Raw genomic sequence first — 22,977 nt, forward strand, 5'->3', positions numbered from 1 at the left:
TTTGCGTTGCGCATTAGTCCCAGTGGCGATGATGACGCTTGATCACGACGACATTGTCGCGATGGTGCCAGCCGCGATGCCAGCCGTAGTCACGATGCTCGCGGAATTCGGCGCGGGCGCCGTACGGGCCGTGATGGCCGTGCTTGACGATCACAGTCTCAGCACTTGCCAGCGTCGGCGCCGCAACCGCGAGCGCACCCAGAGCGGCAACGACATAACCAAGCTTCTTCATGATGTCCTCCTCCAATCGAATGCAAATTTAAACGGCGCATTCGCATGAACGTTCCGGAGGAACGGCAAGAGAATTCTGAATGGATGTTCAGGATCAAACAATGGTTAATCGCAGCGCTGCTGCAGCGGCGTCGGCGCGCCGGTCTTGACGTATTTGCCGTCCCTGATCGTGTACTCGCCGCGTTCGCTGCGATTATAGATCGCGCGCAGGCTGCCGTCCTGCGAAAGCATCAGTCCGAATTCGCGCGTCTGCCGAAGCGAAGGGAAGTACACCATCAGATTGAGCAGGCCTTCGGCGTCGACGGTGGCGGACACCACCTCGTTCTCATCCTTGGCGTCGCCGAAATTGCGCCCGTACATCACCCGGCCGTCCTTCCGGACCTCGTAAGTCAGCAGCGCGCCCTTGTCGCGGTCTGGCCTGACAGCACAGTCGACGGCCCACGAGCCGAGCAACCCCCACTGCTCGACCGTCGCCGCGAGCGTCTCGGCATGCGCGAGCGGCGCGAACACGATCCAGAGCACCGCGGCCGTGGCCCAGCGGCTCAAACAACGCGTCATATCCTGAAAGGCCCCGCCTCGAAGAATTCCAAAGTGTATATCCCGACGCGGTCGCGACCTCTAGGCGCGCTTCTCGACATTGGCGCTGCGCGCCGGCACGCCGAACTCCTTGCGGCAGACCTCGGCGAGTACGGCGACCCCCTCCCGGATCTGCTGATGCGACGGGCTCCCAAAGCACATCCGGAGGCGTGAGCCGGCGTAAGCCTTGTTGGTCGACCACTCCGGTCCGGGATTGATCGCGACACCGGCGGCAAGCGCAGCCTTGTGGAGTTTGAGCGTATCGACCTGGTCGGGCAGCTTCAGCCAGAGGAAGATGCCGCCCTTCGGCTCCTCGAATTCGGCCGCGGTCCCGAACTGTTCGTTGAGCGCTTCCATCAGCGTATCGAGCTTGGCGCGTAGCGCTTTCGTCAGCGTCGGCACATGGCTCGCGAAATGCTGAAGGCAATAGGTGCCGAGCACCATCTGCTCCAGCGCCCCGGAGCCTGCATCCGTCTTCAGCGCCAGCATTCGCGACATCGCATCCCAGGGTGCCACGATGAAGCCGACGCGCAGCGCCGGCGCGATCGACTTCGAGAACGAGCCGATATGGATCACGCCGCCGTGCTGGCTCATCGCGTAAATCGCCGGTGGCCGTTGTCCCGACCAGACCAGATCGCTATAGCAATCGTCCTCGAAGACGGGGACGCCGTACGCGGCGGACAGTCGCAGCAACTCGGCGCGGCGCGTCTCCGGCATGATGGTGCCGGTCGGATTCTGCACGGTCGGAATGGTGTAGATGTATTTCGGCCGGATGCCGCGGTTCTTCAGCTCCGCCAGCGCCGCGGCCAGCACGTCCATGCGCATGCCGTGCTCGTCGAGGGGAACGCCGACGGCGTTGACGCCCAGCCGTGCGAGCCGGTCGAGCGAACCCTGATACGTTTCCTGCTCGACGATCACGGTGTCGCCGCGCGCCAACAGGGCGTTGTTGACGAGGTCGAGCGCCTGCAGCGAGCCGGAGACGATCATGAGGTCGTCGACCGTGCAGCTGATTCCGGCGTCGCGCTTCAGTTTTGTCACCAGGAATTCGCGGAGCGGCACGTAGCCCTGGGGCCCATGCGCCAGTCCGTAGGTGGCGAGCGAACGGCCCTCGCGTTGCAGGGCCAGAGTGGCCGCCTCGATCAGCTCATCGACCGGCACCTGCTCGGAATCGTTGTTGCCGCCGACGAAGCTGTATTTGGCGAGGCCCGTCCAGCGTGCAGAGGGGGCCGGCAGCCCTGCGGGAAACAGGGGCCCGAAATCGAAGCTGAACGTCATGGCAGCGCTCCTCGTTGTTTTTATTGGGCGGCCGGCCTGATCCGGGCCGGGCGCCGCGATCTGATGATGTCATCATGCCAGTGTTTTGCCCGACGCGTCAAACGGAATTCGTAAAATCAGCATTCGCGTCGTGCGCGGCCGCTATGCCGTTGATTTTTGGATCCGGCTACTGTGCATGGGGTTGTTTTCGTGTTTCGATCTGGGCCGCGACAGCGCTCGCACGAGCTGCTTTACTTTTTGCCGACCGTCCTGGTCGGGCGTCCCTGGCTGATGAAAGCGTAATGCGCATTGGCGACGCCGCCAACCATCAAGGCCTCGACCGCCGGCTCGGCGATCTCGCCGGTGGCGGCCCAGTCGACGATGAAATTGGCCCCGGTCCCGCCGCGCACGTCATCGGTCGGAATGAAGATCGAGATGGTGGCGAGCGGCTTCACGGCGACCGGCGCCTTCAGATAGCTATCGACCTGCTTGCCCGCGGTGTCGAAATAGGCGATGCGCCTGACCACCAGTGCTTGCGTCTCGGACGCATTGTGGACGCTCAGCGTCACCGAAAAATCGACCCGCAGCTTGCCCTGGCTCATCGCGACGCTGGAATAGGCCGGCACGTAGAAGCCGCCGGTCACGGCGAGTGGCTCATTCGGCATGGCTTGAAGCGAATCGGCAAAAGTCTGTTCGAGGTTCACTTTGGGCTGCGCGGAGGCTTGCCCGGCGAAGGCGAGCGGGCCTAGCAGCATTGCGGTGGCGAGAGCCGCATGAATGTGACGAATTGCTCGTTTGCCGCGCTGCACCCGGTCTCCAGGGTGCGGCAAAACGGACCAATCTGGCATGCACGAGCTCATTCGCGACACTCTCTGTATCCTGTCTGCCCGGATGCTGGGCCTGCTCGCCCATTCTGCCGGCAACCGCTGATCCCGCCCTACCTTATCGCCGGCCTCTGCACAGGTCCATTCGGTGCCGGCTGTGCTAGCGGCTCTCCATCAGCGCCATCGCGGAGTTCGGCCTGATCTTCATGCTGTTCATGATCGGCCTCTTCGATGCAAGCCCAAAGGCCCGTCCGACGGCGGCCGGCGGGCATATGCGGTTGCATCCAGGACACTAGCGCTTGGGCCCAAGTCCAGCTAAGGCGTCCGTCAGGCCTCCGGCCATAACCGATAGAGATTGGGACATGCCCGATACCGTCCAGGAAGTCTTGCAGGCCTTTGCCCGAGGCGAACTCGTCGTGGTGACCGACGACGATGATCGCGAGGGTGAGGGCGATCTGATCGTTGCCGCCTCGTTCTGCACGGCGGAAAAGATGGCCTTCATCATCCGCCATACCTCCGGCATCGTCTGCGCGCCAATCACCACCGAGGACGCGCGCCGGCTGCGGCTCGATCCGATGGTCGCCCATAACGATTCCGCCCACACCACCGCATTCACGGTCTCGATCGACTACAAGCCTGACGGCGGCACCGGCATTTCGGCGGAAGAGCGCGCCTCCTGCTGCCGCGCTCTGTCCAATCCCAATGCCGGCGCCAACGACTTCGCCCGTCCCGGCCACATCTTCCCGCTGATCGCCAAGGATGGCGGCGTCCTGCTGCGCTCCGGCCATACCGAGGCGGCGGTCGATCTCTGCAAGCTCTCAGGGCTTCCGCCGGTCGGCGTCATCAGCGAGCTGATGAACGACGACGGCAGCGTGATGAAGGGCGAGCAGGTCGCGCAGTTCGCCGCCAGGCACAAGCTGAAGCACGTGACCATCGCCGACATGATCGCCTACCGGCAGGGGCGCGAAAAGCTGATCGAGCGGGTCGCGACGTTCACGACCGAAAGCCCGATCGGGCCGCTCCAGGGCTACGCCTACCGCTCGCCGTTCGATTCGATCGCCCATGTTGCCTTCGTCTATAACGGCGTCGGCGACGGCAAGAACGTGCTGACGCGCTTTCACAAGCCGAATATCGTCAAGGACACGTTTACCGGCCACAAGCGCATGGCGGCGGTGCTCGAGCACTTCAAGAAATCCGGTCGCGGTGTGCTGGTCTATCTGCGCGACGGCGCGGCCGGCGTGCCCGTGTCGCCGCTGCCGGACGAGACGCAGACCGAAGCCGACCGCAACCGCCAGTGGCGCGAGGTTGGCGTCGGCGCGCAGATCCTGCGCGATCTCGGCGTCACCTCGATCCGCCATCTCACCTCGTCGGTGCACGACTACAAGGGCCTTTCGGGCTTCGGCATCGAGATCGTCGCCAACGAGCAGCTCGAAAGCTGACATGCAGCGTCATTCCGGGCTCGCGCTTTGCGCGCCCTGGAATGACGAGACCAGGATGTAATTGCACTTGTTGCCGCGGCGTTTTAATTTGTCCGGCAATTTCTTGACGGAACCAGACCCGAAAGGACGTTTCATGAGCGTGCGCCCTCAGACCAAGGACAAGCCGGCTGCGGCCTCCTTCCAGTGGGACGATCCGTTCCTGCTCGACGAGCAGCTGACCGAAGACGAGCGCATGGTGCGGGACACGGCGCGCGCCTACGCCCAGGACAAGCTGCTGCCGCGGGTCACCAAAGCCTATCTGGAAGAGACGACCGACCGCGAGATCTTCAACGAGATGGGCGAGCTCGGCCTCATCGGCATCACGCTGCCTGAGGAATATGGCTGCGCCAATGCGAGCTACGTGGCTTACGGCCTCGTCGCGCGCGAGATCGAGCGGGTCGATTCCGGATATCGCTCGATGAACTCGGTGCAGTCTTCGCTGGTGATGTACCCGATCTACGCCTATGGCGACGACAGCCAGCGCAAGAAGTACCTGCCCAAGCTCGCCAGCGGCGAGTGGGTCGGCTGCTTCGGCCTGACCGAGCCCGATGCCGGCTCCGATCCGGCCGGCATGAAGACACGCGCCGAGAAAGTCTCGGATGGCTACCGCCTGACCGGCAGCAAGATGTGGATCTCGAACGCGCCGATCGCCGATGTCTTCGTGATCTGGGCCAAGTCGGCCGAGCACGACAACCAGATCCGCGGCTTCGTGCTGGAAAAGGGCATGAAGGGCCTCTCCGCCCCGAAGATTGGAAGCAAGCTCAGCTTGCGCGCTTCCATCACCGGCGAGGTCGTGATGGATGGCGTCGTGGTTCCCGAAAGCGCGCTGCTGCCCAACGTCTCCGGCCTCAAGGGTCCGTTCGGTTGCCTCAACCGCGCCCGCTACGGCATCTCCTGGGGCGCGCTCGGCGCGGCCGAGGATTGCATGCACCGCGCCCGCCAGTACACGCTCGACCGCAAGCAGTTCGGCAAGCCGCTTGCCGCGACCCAGCTGGTGCAGAAGAAGCTCGCCGACATGGAGACCGAGATCGCGCTCGGCCTTCTCGGTTCGCTGCGGGTCGGCCGCCTGATGGACGAGGGCAAGTTCGCCCCCGAGATGATCTCAATCATGAAGCGCAACAATTGCGGCAAGGCGCTCGACATCGCCCGCGTCGCGCGCGACATGCACGGCGGCAACGGCATCTCGGCCGAGTACCACGTGATGCGCCACGTCCATAATCTCGAGACTGTCAACACCTACGAGGGCACGCACGACGTCCATGCCCTGATCCTGGGCCGCGCGATCACGGGCATTCAGGCGTTTTTCTGAGCAAGCCGCCTGAGCGTGGAATGAGATTTCAAATTGCGTCATGGCCGGGGAAAAGCGCGAGCGCGTCTTCGCGCTGACGTCCCGGCCGTCCACGTCTTGGACCACGCGAAGAACCTGGATGCTCGGCACACGGCCAGGCATGACGACGCCAGCAAGGTATGAGCAAGCCATGTCCGACAATGACGACGTCCCGTTCAACCGCAACTTTCCGCTGAAAGCCGGCGTCGTCGAGGAAGTCCGCCCCGGAGTGCGGCGGGTGCTCTGCAGCAATCCGAGCCCGTTCACCTTCACCGGCACCGTCAGCTACATCGTGGGCCAAGGCAACGTCGCGATCATCGATCCCGGTCCAGATGACGAGGCGCATGCGGCCGCGCTGCTCGATGCTGTCAGCGGCGAAACGGTGAGTCATATCTTCGTCACTCACACTCACCGCGACCACTCGCCCAACACGGCGCGGATCAAGCGGGCGACCGGCGCGCGCGTGTATGCCGAAGGCCCGCACCGCGCCTCGCGGCCGCGCTTCGAGAGCGAGAAGCACAATCCGGAATCCGGGTCTGATCGCGATTTCGTGCCCGATGTCAGGCTCGCCCATGGCGATGTCGTCGAAGGCGCCGGCTGGCGGCTCGAGGCCGTGGCCACGCCCGGTCACACCGCAAACCATCTCGCCTTCGCCTGGCCCGAGCGAAAATTCAACTTTGTCGGCGATCACGTGATGGGCTGGTCGACCTCGATCGTGGCGCCGCCCGACGGCTCGATGATCGACTACATGGACTCGCTCGATCGGCTGGCTGCGCGCGGGGAGGATCTGTATTTCTCCGGCCATGGCCCTGAAATCCCGGATGGTCCGCGCTTCGTGCGCTTTCTGATCCGTCACCGCAAGGCGCGCGAGGCCTCGATCCTGCACCGCCTCGGCAAGGGTGAGACCGACATCCCGACCATGGTCCGCGCGATCTATATCGGCATCGATCCGAGGTTGACGACGGCCGCCGGCTACTCCGTGTTGGCCCATCTGGAGGACCTGGTCGCGCGCGGAATTGTCGTGACTGACGGCGATCCCGTGATTGGCGGGACGTACCGGATGGCTTGAGGCGAGTGGCGAATAAGAGGGCTTTCACTCGCTATTCGCGACTGGCTATTCGCTATTTCTTCACCGTCTTCGCGGGCGCCTTCGGCGGCGCCACTGGCGTCTTCTTCACCGGTTTCAGCGCGTCGGCATCGGCTGCGGTGTTGAGATCGTCGATGAACTTGGTCACCCGCGCCGCGTTGCTGCCGAGGTCGCTCTCGAAATAGCGCGAGGCCGAGCGGATATCGACGCGGGAATCGTCACCATCAGGCACCACCCTGATCGAGACGTCCTCGCGAAAGCCCATGATCGGCGTGCGCGCCACCGCCTCGATGCGGCCCATGCGTCGCGGCGGCTGCGGCTCGCGTTCGTCGATAATGGTCCATTTGCGCTTGATGACGAGCCGGCGCGCGATCGCGTACGCCCGGTCGACGGGGATCTCAAGCTCGATCGGCTCGATATCGGGGTAGAAATGGCGCTGCTGCTCGGCCGAATAGAGGCCGGCATAAACGGCGGTGTTGGTGCCATCGCCGGTGCGCAGGCGCGACAGCGCGTCGAAGCGCGGAGGGTCGATCGGGTCGGTCGTAATGTCGTGGATCGGCGGCAGCTTGCGATAGAGCAGGGCTTGATACGCGGGATAGGCAAGGATCGCCCCGTCGATCAGGAAGGCGAGCAGGATGCGCGCCATGCCGCGCGAGCCGTTCTGCCAGATCGCGGCAAAGCCGGCGAGGCCGAACAGGATGGACAGTCCAGCGATCGCGAGCCCGCCAAAGAAGGTGGCCAGCGCCGGCTTCATCTCCAGGAAGTCGAAACGGACGATGATGATCGAGACCACCACCGCCACCACCGCGAACACGGCGAGGTTGCGCGCCCAGCTCGCGAGGCTGGACACGGGCTCCGACTGGTAGGGAGCGGAAAACCTGCGGGCCATGCTGTTCCATCAACGATGTGAGCCGCCGGGCGAAAGCCTGACGACGGGAGCAAGCTGACCTAGCGCATTTTCCGCAGGGCTGTGAAGCGGTTTGTCCCGGTTCTGAACCGGTGAAAGTTCGGGTGGGAGCGATCGACCCAAGGGCCGCGACGAGCCACATGGGTGTGTATGGCGGTTCGAAAGCGAGGGGCTGTTCGCAATTGTGCGGCCCGAAAACGAACACGGCCCCTTGAAGGGACCGCGTGAGAGAGGTGCACCGACAGGTGCGCCTCGCTCATGTGCTCTCGATTTTCGACCAGGCCTCAGTGCGTGACCAGGGGGCAGGCCGAATCCGACAGCTTGCCGAATGCCTCCTCGCCGGACATGGTCTGCACCAGCTTGTAGTAGTCCCAGGGCTGCTTGGATTCCTCGGGCTTCTTCACCTGCATGATGTACATCTCATGCTCCATCAGTCCGTCGGCGCGGATCTTGCCGTTGCTGGTGAACATGTCGTCGATCTTCATCTTCTTGAGCTCGGCCATCACCTTGTCGGAGTTGGTGGTGCCGGCAGCCTTGACCGCGTTGAGATAGGCCATGGTGGCCGAATAGTAGCCGGCCTGGTTCATGGTGGGCTCCCGCTTGGTCTTCTCGTAGTAGCGCTTGGCGAAGGCGCGGGTCTTGTCATTGAGATCCCAGTACCAGCCGGTCGTCAGATAGAGCCCCTGCGCGGTCTTGAGCCCGAGGCTGTGAATGTCGCTGATGAAGGCGAGCAATGCGGCCGGCTTCATCGTCTTGGCGATGCCGAATTCGTCGGCGGCCTTGATCGAGTTGGTAAAGTCGTTGCCCGCATTGGCGAGGCCCAGCACCTGCGCACCCGAGTTTTGGGCCTGAAGCAGATAGCTGGAGAAGTCGGAGGTCGAAAGCGGCACGCGCACCGCGCCGACCACCTTGCCGCCATTGGCCTCGACGACGTTCGAGGCGGCTTCCTGCAACTGGGTGCCGAACGCATAGTCTGCCGTCAGGAAGAACCAGGTCTTGCCACCCTGTTTCACCATGGTCTTGGCGGTGCCGTTGCCGAGCGCCGTGGTGTCGTAAACGTAGTGCACGGTGTAGGGCGTGCAGTCCTTGCCGGTCAGCGATGCGCCGGCGGCGCCGATCGCGATGAACGGGATTTTCTTCTCCTTGGCAACATTGTTCATAGCCAGGCTGACGCCGGTGTTCGAGCCGCCCAGGATCATGGTGACGCCGTCGCGGTCGGCCCATTCGCGGAATTTCTGCGCACCAAGGTCCGGCTTGTTCTGATGGTCGGTGACCATGAACTCGATCTTGTTGCCGAGGACGCTGCCACCGAAATCCTCGATTGCCATCTTGGCCGCTTCGACCCCGCCAGGGCCGATCACGTCGGCGTAGAGACCGGACATATCATCGATATCACCGATCACGACCTTGTTATCGGCCGCCTTTGCGGCGGTGATGGCCGCCATGGACGCGGCCAGCAGCCACGGCAGCATTCGCAGCGAAAATTTCATCTTGAGCGTCCCTCTTATTGGCTTGGAGTGCGGCGGCGACGTTAGGGAGCCGCCGCGGCGGCTCCAATTCGTCTTTGGTCGCGTGGCCGCAAACGAAACAGGCCCCTCCGCGATGGCAGGGGCCGAATTCGACTTTGGTATGTCTGCGGGCGTTAAGCTGCCGCGTTCGGGAAGCGGTAGTCCTTGAACTGGTCGCGCAGCGCGGTCTTCAGGATCTTGCCGGTCGCGGTGTGCGGTATGCCCTCGACGAAGGCGACATCGTCAGGCATCCACCATTTGGCGATCTTGCCGTCCATGTACTTCAGGATGTCGTCGCGCGTCGCCTGCTGGCCTTGCTTGAGCTGCACGATCAGCAGTGGACGCTCGTCCCATTTGGGGTGGAAGACGCCGATCACGGCGGCCTCCGCCACGGCCGGGTGGCCGACCGCGAGGTTCTCGAGGTCGATCGAGGAGATCCACTCGCCACCGGACTTGATCACGTCCTTGGAGCGGTCGGTGATCCGCATGTAACCGCCCTCGTCGATGGTCGCGACGTCGCCGGTATCGAAGAAGCCTTCCTCGTCGAGGATGTTGGCATCGACACGGAAATAGGCCTTGGCGACGGCGGGGCCGGCGACCTTGAGGCGGCCAAAGGTCTTGCCGTCCCAGGGCAGCTCCTTGCCGGCATCGTCGGTGATTTTCATCTCGACTGCGAAGGGCGCATAGCCCTGCATCTGCAGGACGTCGAGACGCGCATCGCCGGTCGCGTTCTGGAACGGCGGCTTCAACGCCGAGACGCTGCCGATCGGGCTCATCTCGGTCATGCCCCAGGCGTGTCGGACGTTCGAGCCCATGTCGAGGAATGCCTTGATCATGGAGCGCGGCATCGCCGAGCCGCCGCAGATCACCATCTTCAGGTCCGGCAGCTTCAGGTTATTGGCACTCATGTGCTGGAGCAGCATCAGCCACACCGTCGGCACGCCGGCCGTGTGCGTCACCTTCTCGGTGGAGAGCAGCTCGTAGACCGAGGCGCCGTCGAGCTTGGGGCCGGGCATGACGAGCTTGGTGCCCTGCGAAGGTGCGGAGAAGGCGATGCCCCAGCTGTTGGCGTGGAACAGCGGAACCACCGGCAGCATCGTCTCCGAGGCGCTGGTGCCGAGCGCATCGACGTTGTTGGCCATCAGTGCGTGCAGCACGTTGGAGCGATGCGAATACAGCACACCCTTCGGGTCGCCCGTGGTGCCCGACGTGTAGCACATCGCGGCCGCCGTGTTCTCGTCAAAGTCCTTCCATTTGAATTTGCCGTCGGCCTCGGCGATCCAGTCCTCGTAGGCCACGACGTTCTTCAAATTGGTCTCGGGCATATGCGCCTTGTCGGTGAGGATGACGTACCGCTCGACGCTCGGCAGCTTGTCGGCGAGCTTCTCCAGCACCGGCACGAAGGTCAGGTCGACCATCACGATGCGGTCCTGCGCATGGTTGATGATCCAGGCGATCTGCTCGGGGAAAAGTCGGGGATTGATGGTATGGCAGATGGCGCCGATGCCCATGATGCCGTACCAGACCTCGAGATGGCGCCAGGTGTTCCAGGCGATCGTGGCGACACGGTCGCCGAGCTTGATGCCGTCGCGGTCCAGCATCTGCGAGACCTTGAGCGCGCGCTTGTGGATTTCGGCGTAGGTGGTGCGATGGATGGGTCCCTCGACCGACCGCGTGACGACCTCCTGCTTGCCGTGAATCTTGGCGGCGTGTTCGATGATCCGGTGGCAGAGCAGGGGCCAATCTTGCATCAAACCGAGCATTCAGACGTTCCTCCGAGAAATCGCTGGGCGCATTGTCGCTCTCAGCGCAGGGCCAAAGAATTGTCATGAGTTTTAGCCTGCCGGACTTTCGCCGCAAATGGTCTTGTCGCGGCAATATGTCCGCCGGCGCGGCGATGGTTACCGCTGCGGTCGGGCTCACGCTGGTGCTCGCGGATCGGGCCGAGGCGAGAAACCATGCTGTACTGCTCGATATCTTTGGTCCTGGTGCACCACGCCGGCATAAGTCCGTTCATTTCACCAAGGTACCACTCCCAAGACCGCGCCCTGAGGAGGCTCCCAAGGCAGCGGCTGAGGCCGCGCCGGAGGCCCCCGACAAGCCTTCTCCAGACAAGCCCGCCGTCAGCAAGCCGGCCGAGGTTGCGCCGCCTCCCGAGAAGCAGCTGTCGGCCTGTCGATCGGCGCTGACCGAAGACATCGCGATCGCGCCTTCCATTCCCGATATCCGCGGCCCAGGCGCCTGCGGCGGTGTGGATCTGGTGCGGCTGGAGGCGATCGTGCTGCCGGACAAGCGCAGGGTCGCGGTCAAGCCGGCCGCGATCCTGCGCTGCACGATGGCCTCGGCGATCGCGGATTGGGTGCGTACCGACATGGTGCCGCTGGCCACAAGCCTCGGCTCGACCATCACCGAACTCGACAATTTCGATAGCTTCGAGTGCCGCGGCCGCAACCGCGTCGTCGGCGCGATGCTGTCCGAGCACGGCAAGGCCAATGCACTCGACGTCCGTTCGCTGAAACTAGCCAACGGGCAGTCGATCGGTCTGACTGACCGCACCGTATCGCGCGATGTGCGCGAGCGCGTGCTGCATTCGGTCTGCTCGCGTTTTTCCACGGTGCTAGGGCCCGGCTCGGACTGGTACCACGAGGACCACATCCATCTCGATCTCGCGCAGCGCCGCAACGACTACCGGATCTGCCAGTGGAACGTCTGGGATCCCTTGCCCCAGGTTGCCCCCCTCCTGCCGGCCGAGCGCCCCGAGGAGGCCCCGCCGCGCGAGGTCGCAGCAAAATCCGAGGGCAGCAAGGATCGAGCCGACGATCGGGACAGCACCAACCCTGCTGCTCCGGCGGACAAACCGGCAGCCGAGTCCGGCAGGAGCAAGCCGACAGCAAAAAAGCGCCGGTAAACCGGCGCTTTTCAAAAATCTTTTGATCAGCCGAAGGTTAGTTCGGCGTCGGAACACCGCCGCCCTGGAGCGCGAGACGCGAATTATAGGGCGAGTCGCCGTGCTTCGGCTCCAGCACCACGACGATGGTGCCGATCTTGACGCGGTTATAGAGGTCGATCGCGTCCTCGTTGGTCAGGCGGATGCAGCCCGAGGAGATCGAGGCGCCGATATATTCAGGCTGGTTGGTGCCGTGAATGCGGAACAGCGTGTCCTTGCCGCCCGAGTACAGGTACATCGCGCGCGAGCCCATCGGATTGTCCGGACCGGGGGCGACGTAGGTCGGAACGCCGAGGCGCGAGATCTCGCCCGGGGTCGGGTGCCACGCCGGCCATTCGGTCATGCTGCCGACCTTGGCAATGCCGGACCAGGCCATGGCCTCTTCGCCGACGGTGATGCCGTAGCGGATCGCCTTGCCGCCATCCATGACGTAATAGAGGTAGTGGTTGTCGGAATCGACCACGATCGAGCCCGGCGACTCCTTGCGGTGGTAGTCAACGATGGCACGACGGAAAGGCTCTGCGACCGGCGTATTCTCGTACCGGATCTTGGCAAGGAGTTCCTTGTCCTTCGGCTTGAAATTCTGAGTGTTGGTGGCTTCGTAATGCGTGGCCTGCATGCAGCCCGACAGCATGAAGCCGGCAGCCAAAACTCCCAACATAACCTTCAGCGACGACATGGTTTGGTTCCAATCAAGACAATACCGCGCAGGTCCTCAAGCGTAGCGCCAAGGCCTTCGACTCCGTTGATTTCATTATCTTTGAAATCTGCCACAATTCCAGCATTTAGGGGCTTATCCCGCGCTGCGAGACCCAACCTGTGGCTTTTTTGCCGCAAGTTTTGCGTCTTTAGGCGGCCTTTTTGGCGCGAAAAGCACAGCTGTCGATTCCGTGCCACAGTTACGCCGCTTTGTCGCCACAAATGCAGCCGCCCCGTTAATGTGCTTGTCATCATGAACTTGTCAGAATCGCGCTAAGGGGCTGTCATTCTGTCGCAGGCGCTCTCCTGGAGTTGTTCATGTTTTCTGTGTTCGTTCCCTCCGACTCCTCCCTGAAGAAGGCCGTCGTCGACGATCTCGAGGCCGTGCCTGATCACGCCGTGTGGGTTGATCTGGTCAACCCGACCGCGGCCGAGGACAAGGCTGTGGAGCGCCTCCTGGGCATTGCGATCCCGACCCGGGAGGACATGCAGGAAATCGAGATCTCCAGCCGCCTCTATATCGAGAACAGCGCGCGCTACATGACCGCGACGCTGATGTGCCACTCCGATACCGACATGCCCCGCACCACGGCGGTGACCTTCATCCTCGGCGACCACCGCCTGGTCACGGTGCGCTACGACCAGCCCAAGCCGTTCGCCCTGGTCGAAAACAAGCTGGCGCGGTCCTGCACCCCCGCGATCACAGGCGAGATGGTGCTGATGGAGCTCCTGGATGCCGTAATCGACCGCTGCGCCGATATTCTCGAACGCTGCGGCATGGAGATCGACCAGGTCAGCCACGACATCTTCGAGCCCGAGAGCGAGCGGCACGGCCACGCCAAGCAATACTCGCAGATCCTGATCTCGATCGGCCGCAAGGGCGATCTGACCTCCAAGGTTCGCGAGAGCCTGGTCTCGATCGGCCGCGTCGTCACCTTCCTCTCCGCGGTCGTGGAGGGCGTGAAATGGTCCAAGGACATGCGCGAGCAGCTCAAGACCATGCAGCGCGACGTCGCTTCCCTGACCGACCACGCCTCCTATCTCTCCAGCAAGATCACCTTCGTGCTCGACGCCATGCTCGGCGTCGTCAATCTCGAGCAGAACAACATCATCAAGCTGTTTTCGGTCATGGCTGTTGTCCTGATGCCCCCGACGCTGATCGCCTCGATCTACGGCATGAACTTCAAGTCGATGCCGGAGCTGGAATGGGCGCACGGCTATCCGTTCGCGCTGGTGCTGATGGTGTTTGCCGCGATCGTCCCGTACTGGATCTTCAAGTGGAAGAAGTGGCTGTGAGCGTGCGCTTTCGAAAATAGTGAGCGAGACCTTACGCCGGTTGCAGAGACAGGGCGGATGGTGTCGCAGAATAGATCGTCATTGCGGCTGCGCCGTGATGTGTGGGTCGTGCCCCAATTCCTCCGGTAAAATTTGAGCGGTGGGCTGAACGTTTGCGCGAAACTTGTCTGCGATAAGCAGCCGGTTAGCCGCGAGGAACAGCCATGGTTGAAAAACAAATAACGACGCCCCGCAACGTCATTGATCTGACGAGCTATCGCCAGCTCATGGCGAGCGGCAAGGCGCCGTCGTTGTCGACGCGCATGTGCCGGCACTGTGGTGCGCCGCTGCTCGATGGCGAGAGCGATGACGACTGTTCGACGGCATTCAACGAAGCTGCACCACGGTTGCGCGACCGGTCGCGTCGCATTCGCCTGGATTGAGCAGCGGAAGGAACGGCAGGCGATCCAGTGTTGCGGCGGCGTTCTCTGGATGGCCTGGCTTCCACGACCACGTCACCATTCGTCATTGCGAGTAGCGAGAAGCAATCCAGACTGTCTCCGTTGAGGCCGTCTGGATTGCTTCGCTTCGCTCGCAGTGACCGGACCCTAGACGTGCTGGCCGCCGTTGATGTGGATCTCGGCGCCGTTCACGTAGGAGCTGGTGTCCGTGCACAGCACGTAGATGATCTTGGCGACCTCGTCGGGCGTACCAAGGCGGTGCATCGGAATCTGCTGGTCGACGATCTTCTCGGTGCCCGGCGACAGGATGGAGGTATCGATCTCGCCCGGCGCGATCGCGTTGACGCGGACACCGATGCGGCCGAAGTCCGAGGCCATCTCGCGCGTCAGCGATGCGAGCGCGGCCTTCGAGGTTGCATACGCCGCGCCCGCGAAGGGATGCACGCGCGAGCCCGCGATCGAGGTGACGTTCACGACCGAGCCCTTGGCCGCCTTCAATTCATCGATCAATCCGCGCGCGATCATGATTGGCGCGAAGAAGTTGACGTGGAAGACATGCGTCCAGGTATCGAGATCGGTGTCGACGGAACCGAGCCTTGAGCCGCCGGGACCTTTCGGCGAGATCGCGGCGTTGTTGACCAGCGCGTGCAACATGCCGCCTTCGAGCCGGTTGCGGATGTCGGAGATCGCGCGAGCGGTGTCGGCGGGGTTGCCGAGGTCGACCTGGATGTGGTCCTCGGGGCCTGCATCCCACGGGCAATCCTCCGGGAACGGATGCCGCGAGCAGGTGATGACGCGCCAGCCCGCCGACGAGAAGCGGATCACTGTGGCGTGGCCGATACCGCGGCTCGCTCCGGTCAGGAGCAGCGTGCGGCGCGGCGCATTGGACGAATGCGGCATGGACATCTTTCAGGTCGGCCCAAAGATCAAGATGAGGATCGAGAGAAGGCGCTAGGGATACATCCGTGTCTTGGACCATTTCTGGCCGGCCGCGTCACGACGAAATTCGATGCGGTCGTGCAGGCGGAATGGGCGGTCGTGCCAGAACTCGATGCGCGAAGGCACAATACGCCAGCCGCTCCAGCCCGGCGGCCGCGGCACCTCGCCGATCACGTGCCTGGCCGCGACCTTGGCGATGGCCTGCTCGAAGGCGAAACGGCTCTCCAGCTCTTGCGACTGCTTGCTGGCCCAGGCGCCGATCTGTGCCTGCTTTGGCCGCGTGGCGAAATAGGCGTCGGCCTCGGCATCGGTCACCGGCGTCACGTTGCCGCGGATGCGGACCTGACGGCGCAGCGACTTCCAGTGAAACAGTAATGCTGCCTTAGGGTTTGCGGCGAGTTCGCGGCCCTTCTGGCTCGCGATGTGGCTGTAGAAGACGAAACCCCCGGTATCGAAGCCTTTCATCAGCACCATGCGTACGTCAGGAAGGCCCTCCGGATCGACGGTTGCGAGCGCCATTGCGTTGGGATCGTTCGGCTCACTCTTGATCGCCTCGTTCAGCCAGGCCTCGAACAGCGCGAACGGCTCGTCGGCGGCGGTAAAATCACCGGATGTTAAGGGTGTCTGGTGTTTCATCGAGGTCGTGTCGGTCATGCCTGGAGTCCGAATTGCGTCCCGCGGCCCAAAGCGCGCTGTTGTCGGCTACTGCCCTATATAGGGCATGGGAACGCGTTGGCCTATCGGCGATGCGGCTTTCGAGCCTCGCCATGGCGATGATTCTGGTCGGGCTCGGCGCCGGCGGCTGCAGCCTGTCCCGCCCGGACATCAATGCCTACGCCAAGACCGACGGCAACGACCTCACCGGCTCGATCTCGCGACGGGCGAAGGATGCTCCGCCAACCGAGAGCGATCTCGCCTTCGCCCGCAACGCCGCATCGGACGTGCTGAGCATGGGCGACAAGGACGCCAGCCAGCACTGGGAGAATCCGGAAACCGGCGCGCGCGGTTCGGTGACGCCGATCGCGCAGTCCTATGCCGCCGAGGACGGTCGCAGGTGCCGCGACTTCCTGGCGAGCTACGTCAACGGCAACACCGAAAGCTGGCTCGAGGGCGCGGGCTGCCAAAGCAGCCATGGCCGTTGGGAGATTCATACGCTAAAGCCGTGGCGCAGCTAGGATTCGGCTCGACTGACTAGTTGCAAAAATACCACTCAAACCCCACATTGATCGCAGGTGGGGCGGCGAGCCCTTTGAATAATTCGATTTCTTGAAGGAGACGTGACGGATGCGCGACCCCTATGAGGTCTTGGGGGTGCCGCGGAGCGCGAACGCTGCCGCGATCAAGAGCGCCTATCGCAAGCTGGCCAAGAAGCATCATCCCGACAGTAACAAGGGTGATCCCAAGGCCGCAGAGCGCTTCTCCGAGATCAATTCGGCCAACGAGATCATCGGCGACGAGGACAAGCGCAAGCAGTTCGATCGCGGCGAGATCGACGCCGAGGGCAAGCCGCGCTTCCAGGGCTTTCCGGGCGGCGGGCCGCGCGGACGTGCGGGTCCCGGCGGGTTCGAAAGCTACAGTTTCCGTGGCGGCGGCGCGGGCCCCGGCCAGGGCGCGGGCGCGTTCGAGGATATCCTCAACAGCATGTTCGGCGGCGGGATGCGCGGTGCACGGCCCGGGGCCGGCGGCGCCCAGTTCGAATTCGATACCGGCGGGATCGGTCTCGATCTCGACGTCAACGTCGCGATGTCCGTCTCGCTGGAAGAGTCGGTCAAGGGCGGCGAGAAGCGCGTCCGGTTGCCGAATGGCAAGGAACTGAACGTCAAGATTCCGGCCGGCGTCATCGAGGGTCAGCAGATCCGGTTGCGGGGGCAGGGCGAGACCGCACAGGGCCATCCGCCCGGCGATCTCCTGATCACCATCGGCATCGCGCCGCACCCGTTCTTCAAGGTCGAGGGCGCCGATCTCAGGATCGAGCTGCCGGTCACGCTCTACGAGGCCGTCCTCGGGGCCAAGGTTCGCGTGCCTACGCTCGGCAATGCGGTGGAACTGTCGGTCCCGAAAAATACCTCCAGCGGCCGGACCTTCCGCCTCAAAGGGAAGGGCTTGCCGAAATCCGGCGGAACCGGGGATCTTTTTGTCACCGTCAGGATTATGCTACCGGACGGGAACGACGCCGAGCTTGAAGCATTGATGGAGAAGTGGCGGAACCAGCACCCCTACAATCCACGTAGCGGGCTTGGGTAGAGATCGACCGAAGGGGTTCTCCTAAAGGCCTACGGCTCATCCGGGACATGATGCTGATCATATGCCTGAAGCGTGGTAGCGCTTCATGTACTCGACCTATCGGCTGTCCGGCGGGGCCGCCGACAAAAAGGTGCGGCCTCGAGAGGGGGACCAGCGCGGTACCAAAAACCCCAATCGAGGCCGCCCGCGTCGATCGGCGGATCGAACGCCACTCATATCGCGTGAGCACCCGGTGCGATAATGAGACGCATACATGTCTTGATTCCAAATTTTCGATGACGGAATCAGGGCATTGCGCTTGCGCAGTTGTCTAGCCGCCGTTCTTCTCGGCTTGGTCGTACACGGACTGCGCCACCTTGGTCAGCCGATCGCGATCGGTGCCGCCAGTGACGACATAGCCGACGCCGCGATCCGCCCAGAACAGCGATCCGTCCTTGTCCTCCCTGGCATAGCGCATCTGGGTGGCACCGCTCTCGGTCTTGGCGGTGTAGATCGTAAAGCGCTCGCCGGAGGGACCCTCATACATCAGGAACGACGCCGGGCCGCTCGGCCCCGGCAGCAGCCGGCCACCGACGAGCTTCAACCCGCTCGCCTCGAGGTTCGGTGCGAACACTGTCCAGCCGCACCGCTTGGTCAGCCAGGCCTGGAGATGGTCGCGCTCATTGCCGGGCACCTCGACGGGGTGGCGGACCTCCACGACATACAGGCGGTGAGCGTCGAGCGCGTCCTCCGTGAAGCTCTGAAAGGTCGATGGGGCGGCCTTGACGCCATGCGCGACCCAGCCGGCCGTGCCGCCGGCGACGAAAGCGACGAGCACGGCGGCTGCGGCGCGGTAGAACCATTGCCGGGGACGGCGCTCCAGCCGTTCCAGCTCAAGCCGGACTGGTACCGGCTCCTGGGCCACGCTGTCGTAGCGCGCGTGCAGCATCTCGGCCATGGCGCGCCATGACTGCACCCGCTCGGCATCCTCGGGATGGGCGGCGAGCCAGGCCTCGACGTCTGCGCGGCGCTCGGCCGGCAGTTCGCCGTCGACATAGGCGTGGAGTTCGTCCTCGGTCACTGAAATTCTCTGGTCGTTCATATCGGTCGTCTCTGGCTCTGCGGCCCAAAATATTCCACGCGGTTCGACTGCGCTGCTTCTCGCTTCGCGCAGCGCATGCGGCGTGCGCGGCGCATCAATCCTGCCATCATTTCACCCGCCTGAGTGCGGGGCGCTCACCCTCCAGAGAGGCTTTGACGTGGGCGCGGGCGCGCGCCAGGCGCGACATGACCGTGCCGATCGGCACGGCCTGGATGTCGGCGACCTCTCGGTAGCTCATGCCTTCCAGCATCACCAGCAGCAGCACCGAGCGTTGCTCCTCGACCAGCGTCGAGAGTGCCCGTTCGATATCGCGTCCTTCGGCCTCCGTCCCGCTGGCATCCGGATTGTTCTCCGTCAGCTGCATGAATTGCGGGCGCCTTGCCAGCGAGCGCCGCCGGTTCTTGTTGAGGTTGGTCAGGATCGTGTAGAGCCAGCTCCTGACGTCGCCTCCGAGAAACAATCGCTCCGAGCGCAATGCGCGCACCAGCGTGTCCTGCACCAGATCGTCGGCCGCATCCGCGTCGCGCGTGAGCGCGCGGGCGTAGCGGCGCAACGCCGGGATCATGGCTTCCACGCTCTGGCGAAACGCACTCATTGCCTTGATGACGTCCTTCACATCAGGCGCGAGCGCCCATAGCGATCATAACACCCGAACGGAACGCCTATTCCGGCGCTGGAAACAGCGTTAACGCCGCGTATTAGGACTGTACCGCAGGGGAGGGCTGGTGTACCTCCAAACCTCGATCCAGCTCGACGGGACATGAAGAAATGGCGCAGAATTCAGGTCTGATGCAGGGCAAGCGCGGGGTCATCCTCGGCGTTGCCAACAACCGCTCGATCGCCTGGGGCATCGCCAAGGCATGCCAGGCGGCCGGCGCCGAGATCGCGCTCACCTATCAGGGCGATGCGCTGAAGAAGCGCGTCGAGCCGCTCGCCGCCGAGCTCGGCGCGCTCATGCTCGGCCATTGCGACGTCACCGATGCCGCGACCATCGATGCGGTGTTCGACGTGGTGAAGGAGAAATGGGGCAAGATCGATTTCGTCGTGCACGCGATCGCGTTCGCCGACAAGGATCAGCTCGAGGGCCGCTACGTCGACACCACCGCCGACAATTTCTCCAAGTCGATGCTGATCTCCTGCTACTCGCTGACTGCGGTGGCGCAGCGTGCCGAGAAGCTGATGCCCGACGGCGGCTCCATCATCACGCTGAGCTATTACGGTTCCGAGAAGTGGATGCCGAACTACAACGTCATGGGCGTTGCCAAGGCGGCGCTGGAGGCGAGCGTTCGCTATCTGGCCGCCGATCTCGGCGAGAAGGCGATCCGCGTCAACGCGATCTCGGCGGGCCCGATCAAGACGCTGGCATTCGCCGGCATCGCGGATTCACGCCTTCTGCTCAGATACAACGAGGTGAACGCGCCGCTGCGCCGCAACGTGACGATCGAGGAGGTCGGTGACAGTTCGCTGTATTTCTTGTCCGACCTGTCGCGCGGCGTCACCGGCGAAGTGCATCACGTCGATGCCGGCTACCACGTGCTCGGCATGAAGCGGCCCGACGCGCCTGATGTCTCGCTCGGCGGCAAGGACTGACCGCCACCGGCAATGCCCGTGCCCACGATCTATTATCTTCGCCACGGCGAGACCGAGTGGAATGCGCTCGGACGGCTCCAGGGCACCAGGGACGTTCCGCTGAACGCGCGCGGCCGCGGCCAGGCCTTGCAGGCAGGCGTCATTCTGGCCGATCTCCTCGAGCGCGACGGCCGCGACAAGGCGGCGCTGCGCTATGTGTCGAGCCCGCTCGGCCGTGCGCGCCAAACCATGGAGCTCGCGCGCAGCAAGCTCGAATTGCCAGCGACCGATTATATGCTGGACGATCGCCTGCGCGAGATCGGCTACGGCGTCTGGGAAGGGCTGACGCTCGCCGAGAGCGAAGCGAAGGATCCCGAGATCTACGCGAGACGTCTGGCCGATAAATGGACGGTGGGTCCTGCGGGGGCGGAGACCTATGCCGACGTCCAGGTCCGCGTCCGCGCCTGGTACGACGAAATCCGGACCGACACCGTCGCGGTCGCCCATGGCGGCACCTGCCGGGCCCTGATGGTCTCGCTCGGCCTCGAGACGCCGGCCAGCGCCGCCGAGCTCTACATCGAGCAGGGCGTCGTCTACGTGTTCCGTGACGGCCGGCTGGAGAAGTTCAGCCAGGTCAATTGGCCGTCATGCTAGGGGTTGAACGCCGTGTTTCCCGGCGCTACCACAAATCAGAACTGACTTACGAGCCAGCGAGCAGCAATGTCCTTCAACACCTTCGGCCACATGTTCCGCGTCACCACCTTTGGCGAGAGCCATGGCGTGGCGATTGGCTGCGTGGTCGACGGCTGCCCGCCGATGATCCCGCTCACCGAGGCCGACATTCAGCGGGACCTTGATCGCCGCAAGCCGGGCCAGTCGCGCTTCACGACCCAACGCCAGGAGCCGGACCAGGTCAAGATCCTGTCTGGCGTGATGGCGCATCCGGAGACCGGGGTGCAGGTGACCACGGGCACGCCGATCGGGCTTCTGATCGAGAACACCGACCAGCGCTCGAAGGACTATTCGGAGATCAAGGACAAGTTTCGCCCCGGTCACGCCGACTTCACCTATGAGGCGAAGTACGGCCTGCGCGACTTTCGCGGCGGCGGTCGTTCCTCGGCGCGCGAGACGGCGATGCGCGTCGCGGCCGGTGCGATCGCGCGAAAGGTGCTGCCCGATGTGAAGGTGCGCGGTGCACTGGTGCAGATCGGCCCGCACAAGATCGACCGCGCGAAGTGGGACTGGGACGAGATTGCGAACAATCCTTTCTTCTGTCCTGACAAGGACAAGGCGGCTTTCTTCGAGACCTATCTCGACGGCATCCGCAAGAGCGGTTCCTCGATCGGCGCGGTGCTCGAGATCGTCGCCGAGGGGGTGCCGGCAGGACTTGGCGCGCCGATCTATGCGAAGCTCGATTCCGATCTGGCGGGCGCGATGATGTCCATCAACGCGGTGAAGGGCGTCGAGATCGGCGCCGGCTTTGGCGCCGCCGAGCTCACCGGCGAAGAGAACGCCGACGAGATGCGCACCGGCAATGACGGCACGCGCTTCCTGTCCAATCACGCCGGCGGCGTTCTGGGCGGCATCTCCACGGGACAGCCGATCGTGGTGCGTTTCGCGGTGAAGCCGACCTCGTCGATCCTGCAGCCGCGCCTCACCGTCGATCGCAAGGGCGCCGATACCGAGATCTTCACCAAGGGCCGTCACGACCCCTGCGTCGGCATCCGCGCGGTCCCCGTCGGCGAAGCCATGATGGCCTGCGTGCTGGCCGACCACTTTTTGCGGGACCGCGGGCAGATCGGGCGGTAGCGCATGATCCGCCATGTCATTGAAAGCTCCGGCCGGAGCAACGACCCCTCAGCGTCTTGAGAGGTGCGGCTATTCCTCCGGCTCCGTCGTGAACAACAGCGGATAGCCTTTGGTGCGGGCGGCGTCGGTGGCGCGGGTGGCCTTGGTCTCGGCGACGTCCCTGGTGAACACGGCGACGACGCAGGCCCCTAGCTTGTGCGCGGTGATCATGACCTTGTAGGCTTGGTCCTCGGTCATGCGGAATTCCGCCTTGAGGATCATCGTGACGAACTCACGCGGCGTGTAGTCGTCGTTGATCAGGATGACCTTGTGCAGCTTCGGCCGCTCGACCTTGGTCCTGGTCCGCGTCTTGGGTGTGGTGACGGTGTCGTTCATTCCGCCTCCTTGATACGGCGGGGCTCGGTTCCGGGCCGAAGCGATCAGCTCACGGCCCTCGTACCATATTGCAGGACCTTCACCTTCTCCAAGGTGATCAGCCCGCTCGACATCATGCCATCCAGGATGGGCAGGAATGCGTTGATGTTGTCTTCGCTGTCCACGATCTCGATCAGGAGCGGCAGATCCTCCGAGAGCCGCAGGATTTTCGACGTGTGAAGCCGGCTCGACTTGCCGAAGCCCATGGGACCGCGCAGCACGGTGGCACCGGCGAGATGCCGCTCGCGCGCCGTTGTCACGATGGCTTCATAGAGCGGCCTGCCGCCGTAATGGTCGCTCTCGCCGATGAAGATCCGGAGCGAAAGAGCCTGATTGGGGATTTGCAT

The 22,977-nt window shown here is 63.7% G+C and carries 25 protein-coding genes; 11 read left to right on the forward strand and 14 right to left on the reverse strand.

Annotated features, from left to right (window positions below; all coding sequences use genetic code 11):
• Nucleotides 1-13: 13 nt before the first annotated feature.
• The 4 genes from ACVW16_RS28045 to ACVW16_RS28060 all read right to left on the reverse strand — a co-directional run bounded on the left by ACVW16_RS28045 (nt 14) and on the right by ACVW16_RS28060 (nt 2,816).
• Nucleotides 14-232 carry a hypothetical protein gene (locus ACVW16_RS28045; RefSeq protein WP_092227754.1) on the reverse strand — a complete coding sequence of 73 codons (219 nt, stop codon included), beginning with the start codon at nt 230-232 and terminating at the stop codon, nt 14-16.
• Nucleotides 233-336: 104 nt separating this feature from the next.
• A complete protein-coding gene (locus ACVW16_RS28050) occupies nt 337-789 on the reverse strand; it encodes a hypothetical protein (protein WP_456737965.1) in 453 nt (150 codons plus the stop codon).
• 60 nt (nt 790-849) lie between these two features.
• The gene (locus ACVW16_RS28055; protein ID WP_456737966.1) at nt 850-2,082 is read right to left on the reverse strand and encodes an aminotransferase-like domain-containing protein; all 1,233 of its coding nucleotides are present in this window, start codon (nt 2,080-2,082) and stop codon (nt 850-852) included.
• A 230-nt stretch (nt 2,083-2,312) separates the two neighbouring features.
• A complete protein-coding gene (locus tag ACVW16_RS28060; protein WP_456738322.1) occupies nt 2,313-2,816 on the reverse strand; it encodes a DUF3124 domain-containing protein in 504 nt (167 codons plus the stop codon).
• A gap of 431 nt (nt 2,817-3,247) precedes the next feature.
• Between ACVW16_RS28060 and ribB the strand changes: the two genes are divergently transcribed.
• From ribB to ACVW16_RS28075, 3 genes are all read left to right on the forward strand, one after another.
• Nucleotides 3,248-4,324, forward strand: a complete 1,077-nt coding sequence (ribB, locus tag ACVW16_RS28065) for a 3,4-dihydroxy-2-butanone-4-phosphate synthase (protein ID WP_456737967.1) — start codon at nt 3,248-3,250, stop codon at nt 4,322-4,324.
• A 133-nt stretch (nt 4,325-4,457) separates the two neighbouring features.
• Entirely contained in the window at nt 4,458-5,672 is a 1,215-nt protein-coding gene (locus ACVW16_RS28070; RefSeq protein ID WP_092227544.1) for an acyl-CoA dehydrogenase, read from the forward strand.
• A gap of 169 nt (nt 5,673-5,841) precedes the next feature.
• Entirely contained in the window at nt 5,842-6,759 is a 918-nt protein-coding gene (locus ACVW16_RS28075; protein ID WP_456737968.1) for an MBL fold metallo-hydrolase, read from the forward strand.
• A gap of 52 nt (nt 6,760-6,811) precedes the next feature.
• Here ACVW16_RS28075 and ACVW16_RS28080 read toward each other — a convergent pair whose 3' ends face one another.
• From ACVW16_RS28080 to ACVW16_RS28090, 3 genes are all read right to left on the reverse strand, one after another.
• Nucleotides 6,812-7,666, reverse strand: coding sequence for a DUF1499 domain-containing protein (locus tag ACVW16_RS28080; RefSeq protein ID WP_456737969.1), 855 nt, complete (start codon nt 7,664-7,666; stop codon nt 6,812-6,814).
• A gap of 302 nt (nt 7,667-7,968) precedes the next feature.
• The gene (locus tag ACVW16_RS28085) at nt 7,969-9,174 is read right to left on the reverse strand and encodes an ABC transporter substrate-binding protein (protein ID WP_456702276.1); all 1,206 of its coding nucleotides are present in this window, start codon (nt 9,172-9,174) and stop codon (nt 7,969-7,971) included.
• A gap of 152 nt (nt 9,175-9,326) precedes the next feature.
• Nucleotides 9,327-10,955 carry a fatty-acid--CoA ligase gene (locus ACVW16_RS28090; RefSeq protein ID WP_456737970.1) on the reverse strand — a complete coding sequence of 543 codons (1,629 nt, stop codon included), beginning with the start codon at nt 10,953-10,955 and terminating at the stop codon, nt 9,327-9,329.
• A gap of 65 nt (nt 10,956-11,020) precedes the next feature.
• Here ACVW16_RS28090 and ACVW16_RS28095 point away from each other — a divergent pair, with 65 nt between their 5' ends.
• The gene (locus ACVW16_RS28095; protein ID WP_456737971.1) at nt 11,021-12,100 is read left to right on the forward strand and encodes an extensin family protein; all 1,080 of its coding nucleotides are present in this window, start codon (nt 11,021-11,023) and stop codon (nt 12,098-12,100) included.
• Nucleotides 12,101-12,137: 37 nt separating this feature from the next.
• Here the strand turns inward: ACVW16_RS28095 and ACVW16_RS28100 are convergent, their stop codons facing one another.
• On the reverse strand, nt 12,138-12,818 hold the full coding sequence (locus ACVW16_RS28100) for a L,D-transpeptidase (RefSeq protein WP_456702279.1): 681 nt from the start codon (nt 12,816-12,818) through the stop codon (nt 12,138-12,140).
• 338 nt (nt 12,819-13,156) lie between these two features.
• Here ACVW16_RS28100 and ACVW16_RS28105 point away from each other — a divergent pair, with 338 nt between their 5' ends.
• Both ACVW16_RS28105 and ACVW16_RS28110 read left to right on the forward strand, forming a co-directional pair.
• Nucleotides 13,157-14,134, forward strand: coding sequence for a magnesium transporter CorA family protein (locus tag ACVW16_RS28105; protein ID WP_456702280.1), 978 nt, complete (start codon nt 13,157-13,159; stop codon nt 14,132-14,134).
• Between the two features lie 203 nt (nt 14,135-14,337).
• Nucleotides 14,338-14,556, forward strand: a complete 219-nt coding sequence (locus ACVW16_RS28110; RefSeq protein WP_456702281.1) for a hypothetical protein — start codon at nt 14,338-14,340, stop codon at nt 14,554-14,556.
• Nucleotides 14,557-14,721: 165 nt separating this feature from the next.
• On the opposite strand, the gene ACVW16_RS28115 is transcribed toward ACVW16_RS28110, so the two are convergent.
• Both ACVW16_RS28115 and pdxH read right to left on the reverse strand, forming a co-directional pair.
• Nucleotides 14,722-15,474 carry an SDR family NAD(P)-dependent oxidoreductase gene (locus tag ACVW16_RS28115; protein WP_456702282.1) on the reverse strand — a complete coding sequence of 251 codons (753 nt, stop codon included), beginning with the start codon at nt 15,472-15,474 and terminating at the stop codon, nt 14,722-14,724.
• Between the two features lie 51 nt (nt 15,475-15,525).
• Nucleotides 15,526-16,167: a pyridoxamine 5'-phosphate oxidase gene (gene pdxH, locus ACVW16_RS28120; RefSeq protein WP_456702283.1), complete on the reverse strand. Its 642-nt coding sequence runs from the start codon at nt 16,165-16,167 to the stop codon at nt 15,526-15,528.
• A gap of 113 nt (nt 16,168-16,280) precedes the next feature.
• On the opposite strand from pdxH, the gene ACVW16_RS28125 reads away from it, so the two are divergent.
• Entirely contained in the window at nt 16,281-16,688 is a 408-nt protein-coding gene (locus tag ACVW16_RS28125; protein WP_456702284.1) for an RT0821/Lpp0805 family surface protein, read from the forward strand.
• A gap of 109 nt (nt 16,689-16,797) precedes the next feature.
• Nucleotides 16,798-17,757 carry a DnaJ C-terminal domain-containing protein gene (locus ACVW16_RS28130; protein ID WP_456737972.1) on the forward strand — a complete coding sequence of 320 codons (960 nt, stop codon included), beginning with the start codon at nt 16,798-16,800 and terminating at the stop codon, nt 17,755-17,757.
• Between the two features lie 310 nt (nt 17,758-18,067).
• Here the strand turns inward: ACVW16_RS28130 and ACVW16_RS28135 are convergent, their stop codons facing one another.
• Nucleotides 18,068-18,838 carry an anti-sigma factor family protein gene (locus ACVW16_RS28135; RefSeq protein ID WP_456702286.1) on the reverse strand — a complete coding sequence of 257 codons (771 nt, stop codon included), beginning with the start codon at nt 18,836-18,838 and terminating at the stop codon, nt 18,068-18,070.
• A 106-nt stretch (nt 18,839-18,944) separates the two neighbouring features.
• Nucleotides 18,945-19,433, reverse strand: a complete 489-nt coding sequence (locus ACVW16_RS28140) for a sigma-70 family RNA polymerase sigma factor (protein WP_092227756.1) — start codon at nt 19,431-19,433, stop codon at nt 18,945-18,947.
• A gap of 173 nt (nt 19,434-19,606) precedes the next feature.
• Between ACVW16_RS28140 and fabI the strand changes: the two genes are divergently transcribed.
• From fabI to aroC, 3 genes are all read left to right on the forward strand, one after another.
• Entirely contained in the window at nt 19,607-20,428 is an 822-nt protein-coding gene (fabI, locus tag ACVW16_RS28145) for an enoyl-ACP reductase FabI (RefSeq protein ID WP_456737973.1), read from the forward strand.
• 12 nt (nt 20,429-20,440) lie between these two features.
• The gene (locus ACVW16_RS28150) at nt 20,441-21,061 is read left to right on the forward strand and encodes a histidine phosphatase family protein (RefSeq protein ID WP_456702288.1); all 621 of its coding nucleotides are present in this window, start codon (nt 20,441-20,443) and stop codon (nt 21,059-21,061) included.
• A gap of 66 nt (nt 21,062-21,127) precedes the next feature.
• On the forward strand, nt 21,128-22,216 hold the full coding sequence (gene aroC, locus ACVW16_RS28155; protein ID WP_456702289.1) for a chorismate synthase: 1,089 nt from the start codon (nt 21,128-21,130) through the stop codon (nt 22,214-22,216).
• A gap of 69 nt (nt 22,217-22,285) precedes the next feature.
• On the opposite strand, the gene clpS is transcribed toward aroC, so the two are convergent.
• The gene (clpS, locus tag ACVW16_RS28160) at nt 22,286-22,591 is read right to left on the reverse strand and encodes an ATP-dependent Clp protease adapter ClpS (RefSeq protein ID WP_354086251.1); all 306 of its coding nucleotides are present in this window, start codon (nt 22,589-22,591) and stop codon (nt 22,286-22,288) included.
• Between the two features lie 44 nt (nt 22,592-22,635).
• The gene (locus ACVW16_RS28165) at nt 22,636-22,977 is read right to left on the reverse strand and encodes a DUF190 domain-containing protein (protein ID WP_456702290.1); all 342 of its coding nucleotides are present in this window, start codon (nt 22,975-22,977) and stop codon (nt 22,636-22,638) included.

The sequence above is a fragment of the Bradyrhizobium sp. USDA 4474 genome, assembly GCF_054057515.1.

What these genes read in the sequence shown, in the direction of transcription:
- ACVW16_RS28045 (WP_092227754.1), bottom strand. Translation starts at nt 232, where the DNA reads ATGAAGAAGCTTGGTTATGTCGTTGCCGCTCTGGGTGCGCTCGCGGTT.
- ACVW16_RS28050 (WP_456737965.1), bottom strand. Translation starts at nt 789, where the DNA reads ATGACGCGTTGTTTGAGCCGCTGGGCCACGGCCGCGGTGCTCTGGATC.
- ACVW16_RS28055 (WP_456737966.1), bottom strand. Translation starts at nt 2,082, where the DNA reads ATGACGTTCAGCTTCGATTTCGGGCCCCTGTTTCCCGCAGGGCTGCCG.
- ACVW16_RS28060 (WP_456738322.1), bottom strand. Translation starts at nt 2,816, where the DNA reads ATGCTGCTAGGCCCGCTCGCCTTCGCCGGGCAAGCCTCCGCGCAGCCC.
- ribB (WP_456737967.1), top strand. Translation starts at nt 3,248, where the DNA reads ATGCCCGATACCGTCCAGGAAGTCTTGCAGGCCTTTGCCCGAGGCGAA.
- ACVW16_RS28070 (WP_092227544.1), top strand. Translation starts at nt 4,458, where the DNA reads ATGAGCGTGCGCCCTCAGACCAAGGACAAGCCGGCTGCGGCCTCCTTC.
- ACVW16_RS28075 (WP_456737968.1), top strand. Translation starts at nt 5,842, where the DNA reads ATGTCCGACAATGACGACGTCCCGTTCAACCGCAACTTTCCGCTGAAA.
- ACVW16_RS28080 (WP_456737969.1), bottom strand. Translation starts at nt 7,666, where the DNA reads ATGGCCCGCAGGTTTTCCGCTCCCTACCAGTCGGAGCCCGTGTCCAGC.
- ACVW16_RS28085 (WP_456702276.1), bottom strand. Translation starts at nt 9,174, where the DNA reads ATGAAATTTTCGCTGCGAATGCTGCCGTGGCTGCTGGCCGCGTCCATG.
- ACVW16_RS28090 (WP_456737970.1), bottom strand. Translation starts at nt 10,955, where the DNA reads ATGCTCGGTTTGATGCAAGATTGGCCCCTGCTCTGCCACCGGATCATC.
- ACVW16_RS28095 (WP_456737971.1), top strand. Translation starts at nt 11,021, where the DNA reads ATGAGTTTTAGCCTGCCGGACTTTCGCCGCAAATGGTCTTGTCGCGGC.
- ACVW16_RS28100 (WP_456702279.1), bottom strand. Translation starts at nt 12,818, where the DNA reads ATGTCGTCGCTGAAGGTTATGTTGGGAGTTTTGGCTGCCGGCTTCATG.
- ACVW16_RS28105 (WP_456702280.1), top strand. Translation starts at nt 13,157, where the DNA reads ATGTTTTCTGTGTTCGTTCCCTCCGACTCCTCCCTGAAGAAGGCCGTC.
- ACVW16_RS28110 (WP_456702281.1), top strand. Translation starts at nt 14,338, where the DNA reads ATGGTTGAAAAACAAATAACGACGCCCCGCAACGTCATTGATCTGACG.
- ACVW16_RS28115 (WP_456702282.1), bottom strand. Translation starts at nt 15,474, where the DNA reads ATGCCGCATTCGTCCAATGCGCCGCGCCGCACGCTGCTCCTGACCGGA.
- pdxH (WP_456702283.1), bottom strand. Translation starts at nt 16,167, where the DNA reads ATGACCGACACGACCTCGATGAAACACCAGACACCCTTAACATCCGGT.
- ACVW16_RS28125 (WP_456702284.1), top strand. Translation starts at nt 16,281, where the DNA reads ATGGCGATGATTCTGGTCGGGCTCGGCGCCGGCGGCTGCAGCCTGTCC.
- ACVW16_RS28130 (WP_456737972.1), top strand. Translation starts at nt 16,798, where the DNA reads ATGCGCGACCCCTATGAGGTCTTGGGGGTGCCGCGGAGCGCGAACGCT.
- ACVW16_RS28135 (WP_456702286.1), bottom strand. Translation starts at nt 18,838, where the DNA reads ATGAACGACCAGAGAATTTCAGTGACCGAGGACGAACTCCACGCCTAT.
- ACVW16_RS28140 (WP_092227756.1), bottom strand. Translation starts at nt 19,433, where the DNA reads ATGAGTGCGTTTCGCCAGAGCGTGGAAGCCATGATCCCGGCGTTGCGC.
- fabI (WP_456737973.1), top strand. Translation starts at nt 19,607, where the DNA reads ATGGCGCAGAATTCAGGTCTGATGCAGGGCAAGCGCGGGGTCATCCTC.
- ACVW16_RS28150 (WP_456702288.1), top strand. Translation starts at nt 20,441, where the DNA reads ATGCCCGTGCCCACGATCTATTATCTTCGCCACGGCGAGACCGAGTGG.
- aroC (WP_456702289.1), top strand. Translation starts at nt 21,128, where the DNA reads ATGTCCTTCAACACCTTCGGCCACATGTTCCGCGTCACCACCTTTGGC.
- clpS (WP_354086251.1), bottom strand. Translation starts at nt 22,591, where the DNA reads ATGAACGACACCGTCACCACACCCAAGACGCGGACCAGGACCAAGGTC.
- ACVW16_RS28165 (WP_456702290.1), bottom strand. Translation starts at nt 22,977, where the DNA reads ATGCAAATCCCCAATCAGGCTCTTTCGCTCCGGATCTTCATCGGCGAG.